The organism is Candidatus Amarobacter glycogenicus (assembly GCF_016704105.1).
GTDB lineage: Bacteria > Chloroflexota > Dehalococcoidia > Tepidiformales > Tepidiformaceae > Amarobacter > Amarobacter glycogenicus.
The window spans coordinates 1-19,273 of sequence record NZ_JADJAT010000006.1 but is presented as its reverse complement, the minus strand read 5'-3'; the positions used below and the strand labels follow the sequence as shown (position 1 = coordinate 19,273).

Annotated in this window: 19 protein-coding genes; 11 read left to right on the top strand and 8 right to left on the bottom strand. The window is 65.4% G+C overall.

Going from position 1 to position 19,273, the window contains the following annotated elements; translation table 11 throughout:
* Position 1 precedes the first annotated feature (1 nt).
* From IPG14_RS09490 to IPG14_RS09480, 3 genes are read left to right on the top strand one after another with little or no spacing between them, the layout of a single operon-like run.
* Positions 2–1,237: a thiolase family protein gene (locus IPG14_RS09490; RefSeq protein WP_343384023.1), complete on the top strand. Its 1,236-nt coding sequence runs from the start codon at positions 2–4 to the stop codon at positions 1,235–1,237.
* A 37-nt stretch (positions 1,238–1,274) separates the two neighbouring features.
* The gene (locus IPG14_RS09485) at positions 1,275–2,273 is read left to right on the top strand and encodes a CoA-transferase (RefSeq protein ID WP_343391644.1); all 999 of its coding nucleotides are present in this window, start codon (positions 1,275–1,277) and stop codon (positions 2,271–2,273) included.
* Complete coding sequence (locus tag IPG14_RS09480; RefSeq protein ID WP_343384025.1) at positions 2,270–3,100, top strand: CoA-transferase; 831 nt, start codon at positions 2,270–2,272, stop codon at positions 3,098–3,100. The genes IPG14_RS09485 and IPG14_RS09480 overlap by 4 nt, the downstream gene beginning before the upstream one ends.
* A 65-nt stretch (positions 3,101–3,165) precedes the next feature.
* On the opposite strand, the gene IPG14_RS09475 is transcribed toward IPG14_RS09480, so the two are convergent.
* Positions 3,166–4,044, bottom strand: coding sequence for an alpha/beta hydrolase (locus IPG14_RS09475; RefSeq protein ID WP_343391643.1), 879 nt, complete (start codon positions 4,042–4,044; stop codon positions 3,166–3,168).
* Between the two features lie 110 nt (positions 4,045–4,154).
* Here IPG14_RS09475 and IPG14_RS09470 point away from each other — a divergent pair, with 110 nt between their 5' ends.
* The 4 genes from IPG14_RS09470 to IPG14_RS09455 all read left to right on the top strand — a co-directional run bounded on the left by IPG14_RS09470 (position 4,155) and on the right by IPG14_RS09455 (position 7,480).
* Positions 4,155–5,891 carry a thiamine pyrophosphate-binding protein gene (locus tag IPG14_RS09470; protein WP_343391642.1) on the top strand — a complete coding sequence of 579 codons (1,737 nt, stop codon included), beginning with the start codon at positions 4,155–4,157 and terminating at the stop codon, positions 5,889–5,891.
* Between the two features lie 70 nt (positions 5,892–5,961).
* Positions 5,962–6,753 (top strand): enoyl-CoA hydratase-related protein, encoded by a 792-nt coding sequence (locus IPG14_RS09465; RefSeq protein WP_343391641.1) that lies wholly within the window; start codon positions 5,962–5,964, stop codon positions 6,751–6,753.
* A 55-nt stretch (positions 6,754–6,808) separates the two neighbouring features.
* Complete coding sequence (gene merB / locus IPG14_RS09460) at positions 6,809–7,261, top strand: organomercurial lyase (RefSeq protein ID WP_343391640.1); 453 nt, start codon at positions 6,809–6,811, stop codon at positions 7,259–7,261.
* A 6-nt stretch (positions 7,262–7,267) separates the two neighbouring features.
* The gene (locus IPG14_RS09455; RefSeq protein ID WP_343384031.1) at positions 7,268–7,480 is read left to right on the top strand and encodes a hypothetical protein; all 213 of its coding nucleotides are present in this window, start codon (positions 7,268–7,270) and stop codon (positions 7,478–7,480) included.
* Positions 7,481–7,506: 26 nt separating this feature from the next.
* Here IPG14_RS09455 and IPG14_RS09450 read toward each other — a convergent pair whose 3' ends face one another.
* The 4 genes from IPG14_RS09450 to IPG14_RS09435 all read right to left on the bottom strand — a co-directional run bounded on the left by IPG14_RS09450 (position 7,507) and on the right by IPG14_RS09435 (position 11,786).
* On the bottom strand, positions 7,507–8,778 hold the full coding sequence (locus IPG14_RS09450; RefSeq protein ID WP_343391639.1) for a CoA transferase: 1,272 nt from the start codon (positions 8,776–8,778) through the stop codon (positions 7,507–7,509).
* Between the two features lie 23 nt (positions 8,779–8,801).
* Positions 8,802–9,584: an enoyl-CoA hydratase-related protein gene (locus IPG14_RS09445; RefSeq protein ID WP_343388529.1), complete on the bottom strand. Its 783-nt coding sequence runs from the start codon at positions 9,582–9,584 to the stop codon at positions 8,802–8,804.
* A 26-nt stretch (positions 9,585–9,610) separates the two neighbouring features.
* Positions 9,611–10,798, bottom strand: coding sequence for an acyl-CoA dehydrogenase family protein (locus tag IPG14_RS09440; protein WP_343391638.1), 1,188 nt, complete (start codon positions 10,796–10,798; stop codon positions 9,611–9,613).
* Positions 10,799–10,910: 112 nt separating this feature from the next.
* Positions 10,911–11,786 (bottom strand): hypothetical protein, encoded by an 876-nt coding sequence (locus tag IPG14_RS09435; protein WP_343384035.1) that lies wholly within the window; start codon positions 11,784–11,786, stop codon positions 10,911–10,913.
* Positions 11,787–12,014: 228 nt separating this feature from the next.
* Between IPG14_RS09435 and IPG14_RS09430 the strand changes: the two genes are divergently transcribed.
* The 4 genes from IPG14_RS09430 to IPG14_RS09415 all read left to right on the top strand — a co-directional run bounded on the left by IPG14_RS09430 (position 12,015) and on the right by IPG14_RS09415 (position 16,749).
* Positions 12,015–12,959, top strand: a complete 945-nt coding sequence (locus IPG14_RS09430; RefSeq protein ID WP_343384036.1) for a LysR family transcriptional regulator — start codon at positions 12,015–12,017, stop codon at positions 12,957–12,959.
* Between the two features lie 218 nt (positions 12,960–13,177).
* Entirely contained in the window at positions 13,178–14,830 is a 1,653-nt protein-coding gene (locus IPG14_RS09425) for an ABC transporter substrate-binding protein (RefSeq protein ID WP_343388533.1), read from the top strand.
* A 59-nt stretch (positions 14,831–14,889) separates the two neighbouring features.
* Entirely contained in the window at positions 14,890–15,843 is a 954-nt protein-coding gene (locus IPG14_RS09420) for an ABC transporter permease (RefSeq protein WP_343384038.1), read from the top strand.
* Positions 15,844–15,852: 9 nt separating this feature from the next.
* Positions 15,853–16,749, top strand: a complete 897-nt coding sequence (locus IPG14_RS09415; protein WP_343384039.1) for an ABC transporter permease — start codon at positions 15,853–15,855, stop codon at positions 16,747–16,749.
* Positions 16,750–16,801: 52 nt separating this feature from the next.
* Here the strand turns inward: IPG14_RS09415 and IPG14_RS09410 are convergent, their stop codons facing one another.
* From IPG14_RS09410 to IPG14_RS09400, 3 genes are all read right to left on the bottom strand, one after another.
* A complete protein-coding gene (locus IPG14_RS09410; protein WP_343391637.1) occupies positions 16,802–17,644 on the bottom strand; it encodes a nuclear transport factor 2 family protein in 843 nt (280 codons plus the stop codon).
* 11 nt (positions 17,645–17,655) lie between these two features.
* Positions 17,656–18,528, bottom strand: a complete 873-nt coding sequence (locus tag IPG14_RS09405; RefSeq protein WP_343391636.1) for an ester cyclase — start codon at positions 18,526–18,528, stop codon at positions 17,656–17,658.
* 56 nt (positions 18,529–18,584) lie between these two features.
* Positions 18,585–19,273, bottom strand: a 689-nt coding sequence (locus tag IPG14_RS09400; protein WP_343391635.1) for a phosphotransferase, incomplete at its 5' end; no start/stop codon positions are given.

The window sequence follows — 19,273 nt, the reverse complement described above, 5'->3', positions numbered from 1 at the left end:
GATGAAGATGAACGCTGTTGTCGCCGGTGTGGGGATGACCCGCTTCGGCAAGCACCTCGAAAGTGGATTGAAGGCCATCGGCGCCGAAGCCGTCGAAGCCGCCCTTAAGGATGCCGGCATGACCGGCGCCGACATTGAGGCCGCATACGTCGGCAACGCCGCCGCGGGCCTCGTTACCGGCCAGGAGTGCATCCGCGGCCAGGTCGTCCTCCGCTCCGCGGGCATCGGCAAGATCCCGGTCATCAACGTCGAAAATGCCTGCGCCAGCGCCTCGACCGCACTGCACCAGGCGGCTGCCATGGTTACTGCCGGCCTCTACGACGTTGTCCTCGCACTCGGAGTCGAAAAGCTCTACCACGAAGACAAGCGCAAGAGCTTTGCCGCCTTCAGTGGAGCAGTCGATGTCGAGGCCATGGCCGAGATCATGGCCCGCCTCAAGGAAGGCGCGAAGGAAGCGTCTCCCGGCTCCTCCGGCGAAGGCGCAGGCGAGAACCGCTCCATGTTCATGGACATCTACGCCGCCGCCGCCCGCAACCACATGAAGCACTACGGGACGACCGTCAACCAGTTCGCCGGAGTCGCCGCCAAGAACTCCTTCCACGGCAGCATGAACCCGCGCGCACAGTTCCGCGAGGCCCTTTCCGTTGAAGATGTCCTCAATTCGCCCATGATCGCCGCACCGCTCACCCGGCCGATGTGCTCGCCCATCGGCGATGGCGCAGCGGCCGTCGTCGTGGTCAGTGAACGCAAAGCCCGGAGCCTCGGCCTCGTCACGCCCGTCCGCATCTCCTCCATGGTCCTCCACTCCGGTTGGGACCACGCCCCCGGCGAAGAGGGCGGCGCAGCCGAACTCTGCGCTCGCGAAGCCTACGCCGAAGCCGGCGTCGGCCCGAAGGACCTGAGCGTCATCGAGTTGCACGATGCCTCCGCCCCGGCCGAACTCATGGCCTATGAGTCCCTCGGACTCTGCGCCAAGGGCGAAGGCGGCCGGCTCATCGATTCCGGCGCCACGCGTCTCGGCGGCCCGATCCCCGTGAACACCTCCGGTGGCCTCCTCCGCAAGGGCCACCCGGTTGGCGCTACCGGCATCGCCCAGGTGGTGGAACTCACCGAGCAACTCCGCGGCGACAGCGGCGCGCGCCAGGTCAAGGGCGCCAAAGTCGGACTCGCCCACAACGGTGGCGGCAGTATCGGATCGGATGCCGCTGCTATGTGCATCTCGGTGCTCGTCCGATGACGGGTGGCGCTCGCTGCAACGGGAGGAGGCAGTCGCCATGACTGCCCCCTCGGCGCCGCGCAAGCTGTCCATCCTGCGCGAAGGCACGAGCCAGTACCTCGCCGTCGATCCCGATGGCTTCCGTGCGCACATCCGCGATAACAAGCAGCGTGCCCTCAAGTCTCGCCTGATGACCGCGAAGGAGGCCGTTGAACGGTTCGTGTCAGACGGCGACTACCTTACCTATGAGTGCAACTACCTCATGCGCGGCCCCAACGAGGTCGTCCACGAGATCATCCGCCAGGGGAAGAAGCGCCTTTGGGCGGCAGGCAAGTTCACCTACGTCGATGTCGCCCTCCTGGTTGATGCCGGCTGTGTCTCGCGCGCCGACTGCGGCTTCTTCCTCTCTGCCCCGCCGATTGACCGGGCGCTCAAGCAAGGCCGGCTCGAGGTCTTCGAGTACAGCAACGTCATCATGACTCTCCGCCTCCAGGCCGGCGCGATGGGCGTCCCTTTCCTGCCTGTCCGGTCGTTCGGGGGCACCGATGGCTTCGACCACTCCGGGGCCAAGCTCATCACCGACCCCTACACCGGTGACCCCATCACTATCGTTCCCGCCTTGAACCCGGATGTCGCCGTCATCCACGCACACCAGGCTGACGTTTACGGCAACGCGCGGATCTTCGGCACCGGAGTTTCCGATGTCGAATCGGCTCTCGCGTCAAAGAAGGTCATCATCTCCGCCGAGGAGATCGTCGAGACCGCCGAGATCCGCCGGAACCCCGGCGCCACCAGCATTCCCTACTACGCCGTCGATGCCGTCGTCCATTCCCCCTACGGGAGCTATCCCGGCACCTGTCCCGGCTACTACGGGTCCGACCCCGAGGGTGTCTTCGAGGTCTTCCGCGCGATCATGTCCGACCAGGTTCAGCCGTACCTCGACAAGTGGGTCCGGCCCTTCGAGACCTTCGAACAGATGCTCGATGAGCGTGTCGGCAAACCGAAGTTGGAAGCGATGCGCGCTCGCGAAACCGCGCGGGAGGGTTACAGCGCATGACCAGGGCCGAAGCGTTCTCCGAACGCGAAGTCGCGATGTGTACCGTTGCCCACCTCATCGAGGACGGGCGGACCTATTGGGCCGCCGGCGGCGGCACACCGCTCTATGCCGTCCTCCTGGGCCAGAAGCTCTACGCTCCGGACGCCCAGTACGTCACCGAAGACGGGGTGATCTCGCCCGAGCCGCTCCTACCCTTCGAGCCGATGATGACCATGGTCGCCTCCCGCGCCGTCCATCATGCGCTCCAGTGGGGGACCATGAACTCCGCCGGCGTCCACGCCCAACTGGGCCACATGGATTACGGCGTCCTCAATACCCTCCAGGTTGACCAGCACGGGAACATCAACTCCACCTTCCTCGGCGAGTACGGCGGCAGCGGCCGCCGTTTCGGCGGCCCCGGTGGCGCCGATACCATCGCCGCCTGTTGCTGGCGCACCATCCTCATCACCGACCAGGATCGCCGGAAGTTCGTGAAGCAGGTGGACTTCATCTCTTCTCCCGGCTTCCTCGATGGAACACCGGGCGCCCGCGAACGCGCGGGACTTCCCCGGGACACTGGCCCATGGCGAGTGGTCACGCCATGGGCCATGTACGACTACTCGGAACGCAGGCTGCGGCTCATCGCAAGAGTGCCCTGGGTCTCCGTGGAGGAAATCCTCGCTGAATGCGAGTGGAAACCCCTCGTCGCCTCTGAAGTCCAGGTCCTCGAACCGCCGACCGAAGAGGAACTCCAGCTCCTGCGCACCGAACTCGATGTGCGCGGCCAAACCACCGATGCTGCCGGTGGCTGGATTACCTGGGACGGCGAGCAGTACGTACGGGCGTAGGCCCGCGACCGAGTCGGATCATCCCTGCCACCCACTCCCCCCGGGTGGCAGGGTGCCCCGCCCTCTCAGGCCAGGTGCGCCTTGAACCAGGCTACGGCTTCGGCGCTGGACTTGCGCAACGGCTCACCGCTGTAGATCTCGTAGTGGCGGATCCCGGGCAGTATCACCAGCCGCTTCGGTTCGTTCGCTGCGTCGTACAGAGCCTCGGAGTCGGCCGCGGGCGTCAACGTGTCCAGTTCGGCCGCTACCACCAGCAGCGGGCACCCGGCGAGCTTCGCGGCTGCTTCTATCGGCCGGTGTTCCATCGTCGACTCAAGGAACTCCATCGAGATCGGCTGGCTCAGCGCCGGGAGGCTCTTCCGCGCCTCCATGAAGAACGCCACCGTCTCCGGGTCGCTCAGCAACTGCAACGGTTCCACCATCGTCGGTTCGTTCGTGAGCACGCGCTTTTTCCGCTCTTCCTCGATCATTGCCCGCATCGGCGCGGTCTCCGCCGGTGGCCGCTCGCGAGACCGCCGTCCGCCGTCGGCGAACCCTACCTGTGCCGTCACGCACTTCACCCGTGGGTCTTCGGCGGCGGCCACGATCACGTTCGCGGCGCCGTAGCTCGTGCCCCACAGCCCGATTCGCTGCGGGTCGACCTCGGGAAGCGTCCCGATGAACGTCACCGAATTCCTGATGTCGTCAATCTGTCGGCGCGCGATGAGTCGCCCTCTGGGCCCTTCGCTCTCGCCGAACCCCCGGTAGTCGAACGCCAGGGCCGCGAATCCCGCTTCGGCGAATGCCCTTCCATAGTCGGGAAGAATGAGCTCCTTGATCGCCGTGAAGCCGTGGCATAACACCACCCCGGGCACCGGTCCGTGGGACTCCGCCGGGAGGTACACGACCCCGGCAAGGCGGTCGCCTTCTGAAAAGTAGGTGACGGATCGTTCGATTATGGCCATGGCCAGCACCCTGCACTTCGGCCTTCGCCGCGACGTATGCGCGCCGTCATACGCTCCACACTCCCTCAACACGATGCTGCCATGGGCCGAACTGCCCACGGAGTTTCGAAATGCCGACGATGGAACCTGGTGACCTGCTTGTCCGCGCGCTCGTCGATCACGGTGTGCGCGAGGTGTTCGCTCTCTCTGGCGGCCACCTGGACCCGATCTTCCAGGCCTGCATGGACCATGGCGTCCGCATCATCGACACCCGCCACGAGGCCGCCGCTGTCCACATGGCCGACGGCTACGCCCGTGCCACCGGCAAGCCCGGTGTGGCCTTCGTCACTGCCGGTCCCGGCGTCACCAACGCCGTCACCGGCGTCGCGAACGCCTACATGGATGCGATCCCCCTGATCTGCATTGCGGGTCGCAGTCCGATTCGCGACGACGACCACCTCCCCCTCCAGGGCATGGACCAGGTCGCCCTCATGGCGCCCATCACCAAGTTCGCCCGCACTGTCCTCCAGCCGGAACGCATCGCCGAATACCTCGTCATGGCCTGGCGCCAGGCGACTTCTGGCCGTCCCGGCCCCGTCTTCCTCGATATCCCCATCGACGTGCTTTTTACCCCTACATCGGAGGCCGCCGTCCCGAAGCTCAGCCGCCACGAGCCCGACCGCCGCAGTGTTCCCCCTGCCGAGGCGATCGACTCGGCCCTCGATCTGCTCGAACGGGCGGAGCGTCCGGCGATCTTTGCCGGCGGCGGCGCATTCTTCTCGGGCGCCCAGGAAGAACTCCGCCAGTTCGCCGCGATGACTTCGGTACCGGTCTTCGCGAACGCCAAGGCCCGCGGGATCGTCCCTGAGTGGAGCCGGCTCGGCTACGGCAACTTCGCTCTCGCGTCATCGCCGCTCGCCACTCAGGCGGCCGGCGGCCCCGCCGACGTGGTGATGCTGCTCGGCGCCCGCGTCGGCATGTTCACCGGCACCGGCCCCCGGTCCTTCATCCCGCCGGGCGCCAAAGTCATCCAGGTGGACATCGAACCCGAAGAGATTGGCCGCTCCCGGGATGTCGATGTCGCCCTCGCAGGTGACGTCCGCGACACCTTGAGGGTCATGATGGATCGCGCCCGCGGCCGCACCTTTCCCGACCATGCCGCCTGGCTTGATGGGCTCGAACAAAGCAAGAAGATGCTCCGGGCGATGAACGACCAGCCCGCTTCTCGCGAGACCCCGATCCACCAGTCGCGAGTCGCCCGCGAGATAGCCGATGCCCTCGCCGGCGACGGTATCATTGTTGCCGATGGCGGCGAGACATCCATCTGGATGGCCGAACAGGCAATCGTCCTGAATGCCGGTGATTGGCTCAGCCACGGCTACCTCGGTTGCCTCGGGGTCGGCATCCCCTTCGCCATCGCGGCCAAGGTCGCCCATCCCGACCGCCGCGTGATCGCTATCCTCGGCGATGGGTCAGCCGGCTTGAACATCGCTGAGTTTGACACCGCCGTCCGCCACAAGATCCCGATCGTCGTCGTCGTCAACAACGACCAGGGCTGGGGCATGATTCGCCACGGCCAGCGGACCCGGTACGGCTCCGACCGCGTCGTCGGCGCTGAACTTGGCGCGACCCGTTACGACCTCGTGGCCGAAGGCTTCGGCGCCCATGCCGAGTTCGTGACCACCGCCTCCGAGATTGGCCCCGCCATCAAGCGCGCCCTCGCCTCGGGCAAGACGGCCTGTATCAATGTCATCACCGACCCGGACCAGCCTCACATGACGTCCGTCGCCATGGCGAAGGGCAGTCTCCCCGAAGGCGAAGTGGAACTCCCTTACTACGGAAAGAAGAAGCTCGTTCCGACCGCGTAGGATCGCCCTGCCGCCAGGCCCTTGCCTGGCGGCGTAGGATCGCCTCGAACTACCCCCGAGGTGCGACCGTATGCTCCGGCAGGAAAACTACGAAACCATCCAGATCGAGAAGGAGGGTGGCGTAGCCGTCCTTCGACTCAATCGTCCCGAACGCCTCAACGCCGTCAACGGCGCCATGCATTCCGAACTAATGGCGCTCTTCCTCGATGTCCAGGCCGACCCGGACGTCCGCGCCGCCGTGTTGACCGGGGCCGGCCGCGCTTTCTCCGCCGGCGGCGATTTCGGTGGCGGCTCCGACATGCGCAGCAAGAGCGGCCTAACGATGATGCAGGAAGCCCGCCGCATCGTTGATAACCTGCTGGACTGCGAGAAACCGATCGTTTCCGCCGTCAACGGTGCCGCCGCAGGGCTCGGAGCCACGGTCGCCCTCCTCTGCGACGTCGTAGTTGCTTCACGAAACGCCCGCATCGGCGATCCCCACGTGAAGATGGGTATTACCGCCGGCGATGGCGGCGCCGTGATCTGGCCGTTGCTCATCGGAGTCAACCGCGCGAAGTACATGCTCATGAGCGGCGACCTCATTCCCGCGGAAGAGGCATTCGCCATGGGGCTGGTCAACAAGGTCGTCGATGAAGGCGAGGCGCTTAACGAAGCCCTCGCTATCGCCCGGAAGCTCGCGGCTGGCGCGCCGTATGCCGTCCAGACCTCGAAGACAGCCGTGAACAAGTTCATCAAAGCCGTCTCGAACATGGTTCTGCCCTACTCCCTCGCCGTCGAAGAGGTCTCCATGCGTACCGCGGATCACCGAGAAGCCGTCCAGGCATTCCAGGAGAAACGCGACCCCCGGTTCACCGGACAGTAGCGCTGTTCGCCCTGCTTGCGAGGGGGCTCGACGCCGCGCCGTTTTCAGTGACAAAGTGACGCTCGTGGAAGCGTCGCTCCTTCGTCTTCGGGCACTGACCTATGCGCTCTTCGTCGAACTGGGCCGCGCCCCGCGGGCACCCGAGGTCGCGGAGCGTGGCGGCCTGGCCGTTGAGGAGGTCGGGGCCGGTTGGCGCACCCTGCATGACCAGCATGCGCTGGTGCTGGATCCCGAATCCGGCGAGATCCGCATGGCAAACCCATTTTCCGCCGTTCCGACGCCCTACCGCGTGCATGCAGGCGGCCGCTGGTGGTATGCCAACTGTGCCTGGGATGCGTTCGGCATCTGTGCCGCCCTCGCCACGGATGGAAGGATCGAAACCGCCTGCGGGGACTGCGGCGAACCCGTGACCATCCTCGTCCGCGATCAGCGCCCGGACGTGTCGGAACTGGTCTTCCACTGTCTGGTGCCGGCTGCGCAATGGTGGGACGACATCGTCTTCACCTGAAGCACGATGAACCTCTTCCGGTCGGAAGAGCATGTAGCACGGTGGCTGGCAGGCCGGGCTCCGGGAACGACGATCAGCGTGCGGAAGCTCAGCGAGCTCGCCGAAGCCTGGTGGGGCGATCGGCTCTCGCCGAACTGGACTCCGCATTCGCGAGCTCAGAACCAGGAGATCCTTGACCGGCTCGGCCTGTCAGGGGACTTCTGGCGGTTACCCGGTTGACGGGATCGCCAGGTAACCGGGCGCGCTCAGCCGTCGAATCCGAGTCGAATCGCCCCGGACTTGGCCATGCTCTCGATCTCCGCCTCGGAGTACCCGAGTCCGGTGAGCCACTTCCGCGTGTCCCGCCCGAGAGGCGGCGACGCTCCCTGGGCGGCCGGCGGGCTGTCGGACATTTGCCAGGGTGGTGCGGCCATGCGCTGCGGGCCTGTGAGGTCGTGTTCGAGGTCGACAACGTAGTCGTTCGCCAGGACCTGCGGGTTCTCGAGCAACTCCTCCACGAACCAGACGGGGCTCGCGGGCACAGCGTGCGCGTCGAAAACCTCCATCCACTCATCCGTGGTGCGTTCCTCGAACATCGCTTCGATTGCGGCGATGGCTTCGCCGGGAACGCTCTTTGCAGAACTGCCTTCGAGCGGGTCATCGATTCCCAGCGCTGCTCGCATTCTCTCCCGGGTGGCAGGCGACAGGCAGCCGACCGTGAGCGCGCCGTCCTTCGTTTTGTACCCTCGGTAGTAGATCCCGAAGCCGATGACGGCTTCCGACATGCTCCGGCGCCGGCGGACGAAGCTGTCGAACGGTTCGCCCTTGGCGCGGGCACGTTCCAGGTCCGACAGGAATGATGAGCGACGTTCGGCATCGGCCACGGGGACGCCCATGAAGGCCGATCCCTGGATCATGAGCGCGTTCGTCAGGAGCGATGTCTCCACCAGCTGCCCCCGCCCGGTGGTGCTGCGATGGTGGAGCGCGGCGCAGACACCGAGCGCGATGGCGTACCCGGTGGTGAAGTCGGCAGGCGCAGCCGGGCCGGAAAGCGCCGGAAATCCTCGGTCGTCGAGCCAGAGCCGATGCATGAGCAACCCGGAGGCAGCCTGGGCGACGATGTCGTAACCCGGCCGGTGGGCCCAGGGCCCCTTCCGTCCGAAGGCGGTGCTATCGAGGTAGATAATGTCGTCTCGCTGGGCTTTCAGTGTCTCGTAGTCCACACCAAGCCGCTTCGCGACGTCTGGCCGGCTGTTGATCACGACAACGTCGCACGTCCGCGCCAACCGGTGGACGGCTTCCTGGCCCTCCGGCCGGGCAAGGTTGAGGACAACCGACTGCTTCCCCCGGTTCAAAGACTGGTAGGCCTTCGATTCGTCCGGGAAGAACTGCCCCGTCAACCGCCAGGGCTCCCCTTCGGGAGGTTCGACCTTGATGACCTCCGCCCCGAGATCTGAGAGCAGCATGCAACCGAGCGGCCCGGCGATGACTTGCGTGAGGTCCAGGACCCGAATTCCTGCGAGTGGTCCAGATGCCATGAGCGGCCCCTCTCCTCTGCTGCCTAACGGAAGCGCGGTTCGCGCTTCTCGCGGAATGCCGTTACCGCCTCCCGCTGTTCGGCCGAACCCCTCCGCCGGGCGAGGGCTTCACCTTCACGCTGCATCACTCGCCGAATGTCAGGTTCAACCGTGTTCGCGTGGAGGAGCGCTTTCGTTTCGCGCAGGCACTCCGGCCCAATCTGGGCGTAGTCCCGCGCCAGCGCGACGGCCGCAGGCATCAGGTCGTCGTGAGAGACCGTGCGCAGGACCAGCCCGATGCGTTCGGCCTCGTGGGCATCGATCGTCCGACCGGAAAGCGCCAGGTCCGAAGCCGCCTGCAACCCCACGATCTGCGGGAGGAGGTGTGTGCTTGCGAGTTCAGGCACGATTCCTACCCGGACAAACCGCATCGAGAAAGTCGCGCGCTCCGAGGCGATCCGGACGTCACAAGGCAGGACGCGTGTAAGTCCCGCCCCGATGCACGCTCCATTCACGGCCACCACGCTGGGCTTGGCCGCGCGCGCGTACTCAACCCAGTTGAACCGGAATTTCGGTCGCTCGATCTTCTCCCCGTCGCGTTCGCGGATGCTGTCTTCGAACCGGGAAATGTCGACCCCGGCACAAAAGGCGCGTCCCTTTCCGGTGATCAGGATCGCACCGATAGCGCTGTCCTCGTTCAATTCGGCGAACGCCTCGCTGTACTCTGCCGACATCTCGTTCGTCATTGCGTTCATCCGTTCGGGCCGGTTCAAACGCAGGATTCCGACATCCCCGTCGCGTTCGATTTCGATGAACTCGTAATCCATGTGGGTGCTCCTCTGAGAATGCGATGCTAGCCGCGGGGAAGGCCGAGGCCTCGCGTCGCGATGATGTTGCGCTGGATCTCGCTCGATCCGGCGGCGATCGTCTGCGGGATGACGCTGAGGTATGCCATCGTCGGGTTCAGCCCATGGGACTGCACCAGCGTTGATTCGCGCAGCTGCCCGCTCATGCCGGTCACATGCATCTCCGTCAGGGCGATCCGCTGTGCAAGCTCCGAACCAAACATCTTGCACATCGAGGCCTCTTTGTTCGGGACGCCCCCTGCAGCCTGCATCGAAACGATCACGAAGGATAGTTGCTCGACGACGGCAGTCTCGATCGCCCGGTCGACGATCTCCATTCGGTGGGCCGCCGAGACAGGGTGGCGCGCGGCAGCCCGGTCACGGGTGAAGCGCGCCAGCTTCGCCACGGACTTTCGCGAGTGGATGGCGCGGGAGATGTTCGACCGTTCGAAGTCGAGTGTCGTTGTGCCGACGTACCAGCCGCGATTCTCTTCGCCGATGCGGTTTCGGACGGGCACACGGACGTCCTCGAAGAACACCTCGTTGAAGGAGTGCCCATCAGCCATGTTCATCAGCGGGCGCACGGTAATGCCCGGCGCGGTCATCGGGACCAACAGGTAACTTATCCCGCGGTGTTTCGGGGCGCTCGGGTCTGTCCGCGCCATCATGAACATCCACTGCGCCCGGTGCGCTCCCGAAGTCCAGATCTTCTGCCCATTGATGACGTAGTCGTCGCCGTCCCGCACGGCGCGCGTCTGGAGGCTCGCAAGGTCCGACCCGGAGCCCGGCTCGCTGAAGCCCTGGCACCATCGAACTTCGCCCCGGAGCAGCGGTGGCAGGTGTTCTGCCTTCTGGTCGTCGGTGCCATGCAGCATGACCGTCGGGCCGACCAGGTTCATCATCGGCCGGCTCGTGGGCGCCCCCGCCTCGTGCAATTCCTGGTTCAGCACGAACTGTTCGAGGACAGACATGTCCGCCCCGCCGTACTTTTTTGGCCACGCCGGCGCGATCCAGGAGTTCGCGGCCAGCTTGTCGAGCCAGTTCTGCGTTTTGTCGGTGATCTCCTCGTAAGCGGCGGCGTTCGGGCCGTGCATCGCGAGCTCGTCGTGCGGGCCGCCCGGCTTCCAGTTTTCGGCCACAAATGCGCGGACGACGCCGCGCCAACTCGCGAGTTCCGGGGTATCGGTAAAGCGCATGGAATTCCTTTCTCGCTTCGCTGCGTCGGGAGGGGTGGTGATCCGCGCGAGTGAAGGCCACGGTCACCCGCGGTACGGATCCGAACGGGGAGGCTGTGCGGTCTCGGCTCGCCTACTGGTAGAGCGGGCTCGAAGCCTTCATGAAGCGAGAGAGCATGCGATGTTCGGCGATGCGCTTTCCACCGGCGTCATCGGCCCACGTTTCGTACCAGTAGTACTCGGTCTTCGGGCTCTGACCGAGGGCGACGATTTCGCCGCTGAGGTGGTACGGCTCATCCACGAGCAGTGGCCCGTTGATGTTGCGGATCTCGATGGCGCCGAACAGACCCACAACATCGTGCAGCTTCCGCCGTACCGGCGCCGCCCCCTGGGTGAAGAACAGGCCGACGTAACTCGTGATCGGCACAACGGGCTTGCCCCACTTCGAGGAACGGTAGATGTCCATGGGGTCGGTCGTGGTGAGCAGGTGCTTGTCGACAGTCTCCTGCGTGACCATGCCCTCCGTGGCCGCAATCGGGTCTCCCGGCGCGAGGTCCTTCAGGATCCGCAGTTCTCCGGGATCGAACCGGTCGAGCGGCTTGCGCATCAGCGCCGTTGGCTCGCCTGGCGACCCGACCGAAGCGGTGCCCTCAGCGACGCGGAGCCCGTCTTCCCGTTCGACCCACACGTCTACCTGGGCGTCCCTCGCTCCTGCCGGCGGGAGCACCATGAACGCTCTCACCGGTTCGCGGTCTGTGGTCGCATTCTGGAAGTAAAGCGAGAGGGTCCCCTTTTCCCACCAGGACTCGCCGAAGGCCTCCATTAGCAATGGCCCGAAGAGGTCCATGTGGACAGAGCCGGCCACCGTGCCCCCGCGCAGTCCGAGCTTCGTCGCGGTTTCGTCGTCGTGGATGCTGCCCTTCACGTTCGCCGCCCGATTGATTGGGCGGCGCAACGCCCCCGCGAGGACGCCGTCCTTCAGCGAAATGCGTTCGTCGGTGTCGTTCATGATTTTCCTCCGCCGGCCCGGGCCGGGACCCGCGAGTGAGCATGGCGTTCGCGGGCGCGGTAAAGTCACGCAGCCCGGCTGCCGAACCGGCTCTCACTGCGCTAAGCTTCTGCATTCCAGAGGCCGCCTGCATCCTCTGCAATCGCGGTGCCGCTCCGCAAGGGGCGATTGCTTATCGATTCGTAGCGATAACTTATGGCGAGGGCGTCCCACGCCCGTGAGGGACCAATGAACTTCGACCGGCTCCAGACGTTCAGGCTCGTCGTGCAGCTCGGCAGCTTTAGCCGCGCAGCCGAGGAGCTCTTCCTCAGCCAGCCGGCCGTCTCGCTCCAGATCCGGCACCTGGAGAAAGAGCTGGGCGTCGTCCTCCTGGAGCGCGGCGTCAACCGCGCGAAACCCACCGGCGCAGGCGAGGCCGTTCTCCGGTTCAGCGAACACGTCCTCGAAAGCCGTTCTGATCTGCTGCGGGAGCTGGCGTCGCTCCAGTCTGGTTCGTCCCTTGTGACCATCGGATGCTCCCCAAGCTCCGCCAGGCAGGTAATCCCCCACTTGATGGGCGAACTCCAGCGCATCGCCCCCCACATCCAGCTCAGGGTGACCACGCTCCCGCCCGATGAAGCGTCGGCCAGGCTCCTGAAAGGCGAGTTCGACTTCACCCTCACCACCGACGCCTTCATCTCGGACCGGCTGGCCGCCGAGCCGTTCTCGGTCGCCCGCCTGTACGTCGTTGCGGCACCCAGCCATCCCCTTGCTCGCAAGGGCCGGGCCACGCCGGAGGAGCTCGCAGCCTATCCGTTCGCACTCCTCCCCTCCCCCTGGACAGCCCAGCGCCGATTCCGCGAATGGGCCGCGAACCAGGGCGTCGAGATCAACGTCATGATGGAACTCTCGACTTACGACGGCCTGAAGGAATCCGCCCGCAAGGGGCTCGCCCTCGCACTCATCGCCGAATCCAACATCATGCGTGAAGTCGAGCGTGGCGACCTGGTCATCGTGAACACCGTCGGCCTCCCGCTGGAGTACACCATCTATCTCGCCCATCGGACGGGGAAGCTCTCTCCGGCGCTCTCGATCGTGAAGACCGCGGCTTTGAACAGCCGGTTGAACCGGGCAATTTCCCGGCGCGCCACCCACGCTGACGTCGTCCGCGAGCCGTCACTCACCCTCTCCTGAGCGCCTTACTGCCTCGATAACACGTGCTTATGCGGGCGGTAATAGTCCTTACCGGCCTATCGCCCGGGTGTTACACATACGCCGCGCCCGGATTCGCATCCGGCGAACGGGGCCCGAACAGGGCGCCGGCTCCCACATCCGCGGATTGACGATCGCTCGCTGCCTGACAGCGCACCGTCGCCGCGCGATCCCGGCGCGACTCGGAGGGATACGTAAACGTGACTGCAGACAACTACTGGACTCGAGCAATGGCTCGTGGCACCTCGCGCCGGCGCGTTCTCGGCGGACTGGGTGTGGCTTCGCTCGCCGTAATGAGCGGGGGCGCCATTGCCTGTGGCGGCGATGACGACGCAGGCGACGACGACGCCAACCCAGGAACTTCCGCCTCTCCCACAGCGGCCAAGCCCGTCCGTGGAGGCGAACTGATCGTTCGCCGGCCCTCTGCCACTACCTTCGCCGACCCCCATCGCAGCAGCAGTGGCTACGACCCGACCTTCAACCACCTGTACGCTGCCCCCCTGCTTGCCAGCGTCAACGGAAAGATCTCGGCCAGCCTCGTCGAGTCCTGGGAACAGGCCGACCTGACGACCGCGAAGCTGACGCTCCGGAAGGACCTGAAGTTCACCGACGGCACACCGGTGAATGCCGCCGCCGTGAAATACGCACTCGAGCGCCAGGCCGACCCGAAGGTCGGTTCCCCCAGGCGGAGCCTCCTTGCCGGCGTCACGATCGAAACGCCGGACGACTTCACGGCCGTCCTGAAATTCTCGAAGCCGAACCCCGCGTTCCTCGAGAGCCTGACGATGAATGCACCGGCCGGCCTTGGCGCCCTCATCTCGCCGACGGCCCACCAGAAGCTCGGCGATGACAAGTTCAACGAAGCACCGGTGAGCGTCGGCCCCTTCAAGATCTCCAAGCTTGCGCTCGACGGAGAATCCGTCTTCGTCCCCAACCCGGACTGGCCCGTGACCGCCCCCAACGGGGACAAGCTCCCCTACCTGGACAAAGTGATCTTCAAGGTCATTCCCCAGACCGCTGTGGCCGTCGCTGAACTCCAATCTGGCGGGATCGATCTGGACTACGTCTTCCTCGGCGAGAACGTCGGCCAGATCAAGTCGCAGCCGAACCTCGCGGTGAGCGTGAACAAGGGAGCAATCACCCAGCGCATCGGCATGAACCTGGGCAAGGCGCCTACCAACATCGTCGCCTTCCGCAAGGCGCTGAACCACGCCTTCGACCGCGAGGAATTCGCGCTGATCTTCACCGATGGACTCGGCTCCGGCGGCCGCGGTCCGCTCACGAACCTCACCTGGGCCTACGACTCCACCGTCCCGTACTACTCGTACGATGTGGCGAAGGCGAAGAGCCTGCTCGCCCAGGCCGGCGTCGCCGAGGGGACCAAGCTCAACATCTGCACCTACACTTCCGGTGTCTACCCGCGTATCGGGGAAATGATCCAGGCGCAGGCGAAGAAGGTCGGGCTCGATGTCCAGGTGGACAACCTCGAAGTCCCCGTCATCACCGAGAAGTACCGCAAGAACGGCGAGTACCTCCTCGGGCTCGAAGGCGGTGGTGCACCCCAGGGCGACCCCTACCAGTACCTCGAAACGAACTTCGGTTCAGCGAACCAGCCGGGCGGGACCAAGATGCCCGAAGTGGACGCTCTCCTCGCCAAGGCCCTTGCCGCCCCGAATGACGAGGAGCGCAAGAAGGTCTACGGCGAGATCGTGAAGCTGGACTACGACAACTCCTTCAAGGTCTGGCTGTTGGAATCGCCGACCATCGCCGGCTACACGAAAAAGACCCAGGGGCTCGTCTGGCTTCGGTCGGGCAGCGCGATGGACGTGACCGGGGCCTGGAAACAGGCCTGACCCAAGCCGGGACGGGTGTTGTTCCCCCTTCACCCGTCCCTTCCCCGAAGGCATTGTTCGTGACTGCTTATATCGTTCGGCGCATGCTTCAGATGCCTGTCGTCATCCTCATGGTGACCTTCGCACTCTTCATCATCATGCACCTCCTCCCCGGAGACCCGATCTACGCCATGATCGGTGAGTCCGAGGCATCCCTTGACCCCGAGGTTATCGCTGAACTCCGCGCCGAGCTCGGGCTGGACGATCCGGTCCTGGTCCAGTACTTGGACTGGGCTTCAGACCTCGTCCGCGGGGACCTCGGCCGCTCATTCCGCGACCGTAGCGTCGTAACCGGCGCCATCACCGACCGTATGCCGGTGACACTGCAGTTGGGGCTGCTCTCGCTCATGGTGGCCATCTGCGTCGGCGTCCCCGCCGGGACCATCGCGGCCGTCAAGCGCAACTCGCCCGTCGATGCCTTCGTCACGCTGTTCGCCATGTTCGGCGTGGCGGTGCCGAACTTCTGGTTCTCCATGATGCTGATCTGGGTGTTCGTCGTGGAGCTTCGCTGGCTCCCCGCATCCGGCTTTGTCGGCGTCTGGAGCGACCCCCTCGAAGCCGCCCGGCATATGGCCCTCCCCGTGACCGCTCTCGGCCTCACCCTCTCCGGCTCGATCATGCGCTACACCCGGTCGAGCGTCCTCGAAGTCCTGAACCAGGACTACGTCCGGACGGCGCGCGCCAAGGGCTTGAGCCAGCGCACGGTGATCATTCGGCACGCGCTCCGGAACTCGCTCCTGCCCGTCGCCACCATCATCGGCCTGCAACTGGGCTCGCTGCTCGCGGGCAGCATCATTATCGAAAGCATGTTCGCGCTCCCGGGTATCGGCCGCCTCGCCATCCAGTCCATCAACGGCCGCGACTACCCGATGCTCCAGGGCGTGGTCCTGTTGTTCACCGTCACCGTGCTCCTCGTGAACCTGGTGACGGACATCAGCTACGCCATCCTCGATCCCAGAATTCGCTACTCCTAGGGAGAACCCATGGCTCAGGCAATCGAGGCGCTCCCGGCGGCGCCACCACGGCGCCGCGTCTCGCCGCAAAGACTCTGGCGGACGGCACGCCACCACCCTATGGCTTCTGTCGCCCTCTGCGTCATCGTGGTCTTCGTCTTGATCGCTGTGCTCGCCCCGCTCATCGCACCCTACGACCCGGCCGAGACGAACGGCCGAAACCGCCTGCAATCACCGAGTTGGAGCCATCCTTTCGGCACCGACAGCCTCGGCCGCGACGTGCTTAGCCGGGAGATCTTTGGCGCCCGCGTCTCCCTCCAGGTGGCCGTCCTCGCCGTCGCCGTAGCGGCCGGTGTCGGAGTCCCCCTCGGCCTGCTCAGCGGCTACCGGGGCGGTTGGATCGACGTCATCGTGATGCGTGCCACCGATGCCGTCATCGCCTTTCCGGGCCTCGTCCTGGCACTCACTCTCGTCCTCGTCCTCGGCCCGAGCATCACGAACATCATGGTCGCCCTCGGCGTCGGCGCTGCCCCGAACTACGCCCGCCTCGTCCGCGGACAGGTCCTCTCGCTCCGGAACATGGACTACATCCTGGCTGCCAGGTCTATCGGGGCTGGCGATACCCGCATCATGGTCCGCTACCTCTGGCCGAACACCCTCCCCAGCGTCATCGTCGCGGGGACGCTCACCATGGGCGCCGCGATCCTCGCGGAGGCGAGCCTCAGCTTCCTCGGTGTCGGTGTTCGCCCTCCCACACCCACCTGGGGCGGGATGCTCAACGAAGCCTTCACCCAGATCTACGTGGCGCCGTTCCTCTCGTTCTTCCCCGGCCTCGCCATCTTCATCATCACGCTCTCGTTCAATCTCCTCGGCGACGGCGTGCGCGACCTCCTGGACCCGCGCCTGCGCACCACACAGGGCCTCTGATTGGTGCCTCCCGCCTCTCGTGCACGACTCATGCAATGTGGGACAGATCAAGTCAGACAGGCGCGAGTGCGGTGATGTGTTCGACGATGCGAGCGATCTTGCCATCGCGGACCTCGAGGAATGCCGCGACGTCCAGCCTGGCGGTCGTGCCGCGAGGGAAAGGAAGCCCGTCGCCCGCCGCAACGGCCTGCCAGCGGTAGCGCATCGCTGCCCGGTCGCCGTTGCCGATGACCTCGAACAGGTCGACACGGCGACCACGCATGGCGCGTTGGCCCCCTTCGAGTGCCGCCCGGATCGCCGAGAGATTTCCGGTTCGTCCTTCGGGCCATGCCCGAGTCGGGCCTTCGGTCCACTCCACGTCCTCGTGGTAGAGATCGAGGAACCGCCCAGAACCGTAAGAGTCGGCGCTCCCGTCGTTGTAGAGCTCGACCCAGCGGCGGGCGACCTCTTCCGCGGTCACTGGTGGTGGCGTGGCCCTCTTCCTATCCCCGATCTGGCTCATGAACCCGGCGAGGTCAGTCAGCTGCCACGACTCAGCCATCTTGCCGTCCGCGAACCGGTAGACGTTCAGTTGGTTCACGGAGAATGGGCGGCCCGTGCCCTCTTGTCCGAAGAGTTTGCCGGCATGCGTGCCTTCGACGCGGATCCGGGTGCAGACCCGGTCGCCGGAGCCGAAAGCGTCTTCGAGATGAATCTGGAAGTCGGGTGAACCCTGTAGCAACTGGCCGAGAAAGTCGCGCACCTCCCCTTCTCCGGCGAGATCCGGGTATGCACCGGCGAGGTCATGGCGGACCCCGCCTGGTACCCCCATGGACATCAACTGGTCGAACTCCCGCCTGTTGACGTGGCCGACGGCTCGCTTGACCGCCTCGACGTTCGGATTGTCGATAGACACGTGATTCCTCCTTATTCCAGTCCCAGCACGGCAGGGAGCACCTGCGCGAGGTCCGGGTAGTACGCCCAGAACTTCGCGATCCGTTCGCCGTCGTGTTCGATGACCGAGCAGCCGTGTTGATCGACCGGCTTGCCGTCCATCGGCTCGGCGGTCATGTGCCAGCGAAGGATCGCCCGGTTGCCAAACGCCAGCACCTCTTCGATCTCCCGGTGCAGACCCGGCAGGCTCGCCCACCAGGCAGGCAGGATCCTCCGAGCTGCCGACATGGACATGGTGTTCGCCCGCCCCGCGAAGTGGTCGAGCAACGGGTCGGCGTAGCAGGCGAGCTGCTTCTCGATGTCGCGCTCGTTCTCCGCCTCGTAGACGGCGCGGATCAGGCGCGCGCCGATGGCCTCGTAGCGCGCCCTCTCACCCTCCGGGATGGGCGGGCCCTCCAGCGCGGCGCTTACTGTGCCCGGCGTTCGGAGTTTCCCGGAGAGCTGGCGGTTCATCTCGCCCTGGTCGGCGAAGAGGCGGATCAGCCGGATCTCGTTCCCGTCGTGTTCGGCGATGCTGACCCCGTGGAATTCGACCCGACGGCCGGTCGGCGGGAACCCGAACACCTCTCCGTTGTGGTTGAACTGGATCTTGTACTGGTAGACGACGCGGGTGTCGTTGCCGTCGATCCACTGGATTTCCCGGTGGGAGTTCCCGTAGATCCCGGGTGTCGTCTGCTTTTCGAGGTCACGGAAGTCGGCGGTGGGGGCGCTACCCAGAATCTCGCCGTTCAAGTAGTAGGTCGCGGTTTCGCCAAAGACCGAGTACATCCGGTCGTAGTCCTGCGCGTTCTCGCCGGCCACGCACTCCTGGACGAGACGGATGCCGTTTTCGCTTTTCGTGGTCATGGTGCATTCCCTTCGACGGCGTCCGAGTTGGTGCGGGCTTGTTCGACAGTCATTGTTCAACCCTCCGCGGCCGGCATCGCCGCAAGCCGGCGGCGGACCGCGCCGAGCGTGTCGTGATCAGCGAGGGCGGCTTCGAGCCTCCCGAAAGTCGCGTCGAGGAGCGTGACGCCGGTCTCTTCTTCCTGGGGCCGGTAGGCTTCAAGGTTCGCGTTTGGCATCGCGATCACATAGACAGCCACGTTGTACGAGAGTGCGATGGCGAATTCTTCGACGGCCCGGTCGAAACCATAGTCCCTCACCCCGGCCGCTGCCAGTCGATCGCAGTAACGCTGCAACAGACCGGCAGTTCTCTCTCCGCGCTGTGCAGTATCGAGGCTGCTCGAGAGCAGCCGAGAAATGTCGGTCATTGGAGTGGCTCGGGCGCAGATCTGCCAGTCGATGGCACGCACCTCACCTCCCCGGAACATAGCGTTCTGCAGATGCAGGTCGCCGTGAACCAAGGTCTGCGGCCCCTGAAAGAGCAGGTCCATCACGCGGGAATCCGCTGCCCCAAGCTCGGCCAGCGTGATTGTGTTCCTCCCCATGTGTTCGGAGAACATCTCGACACATCGCTTGAAGCTTCGGCGCAGCCCAGCGGACAACCCCGCACCAGAGCCGCCCGGCAACCACGTCGCGGCTTCAAGAGTAAGGTCGGCCCAATAGCGGGCGTGGAGTTCGGCCATCCCGTCCAGCAGCATTTCCGTGT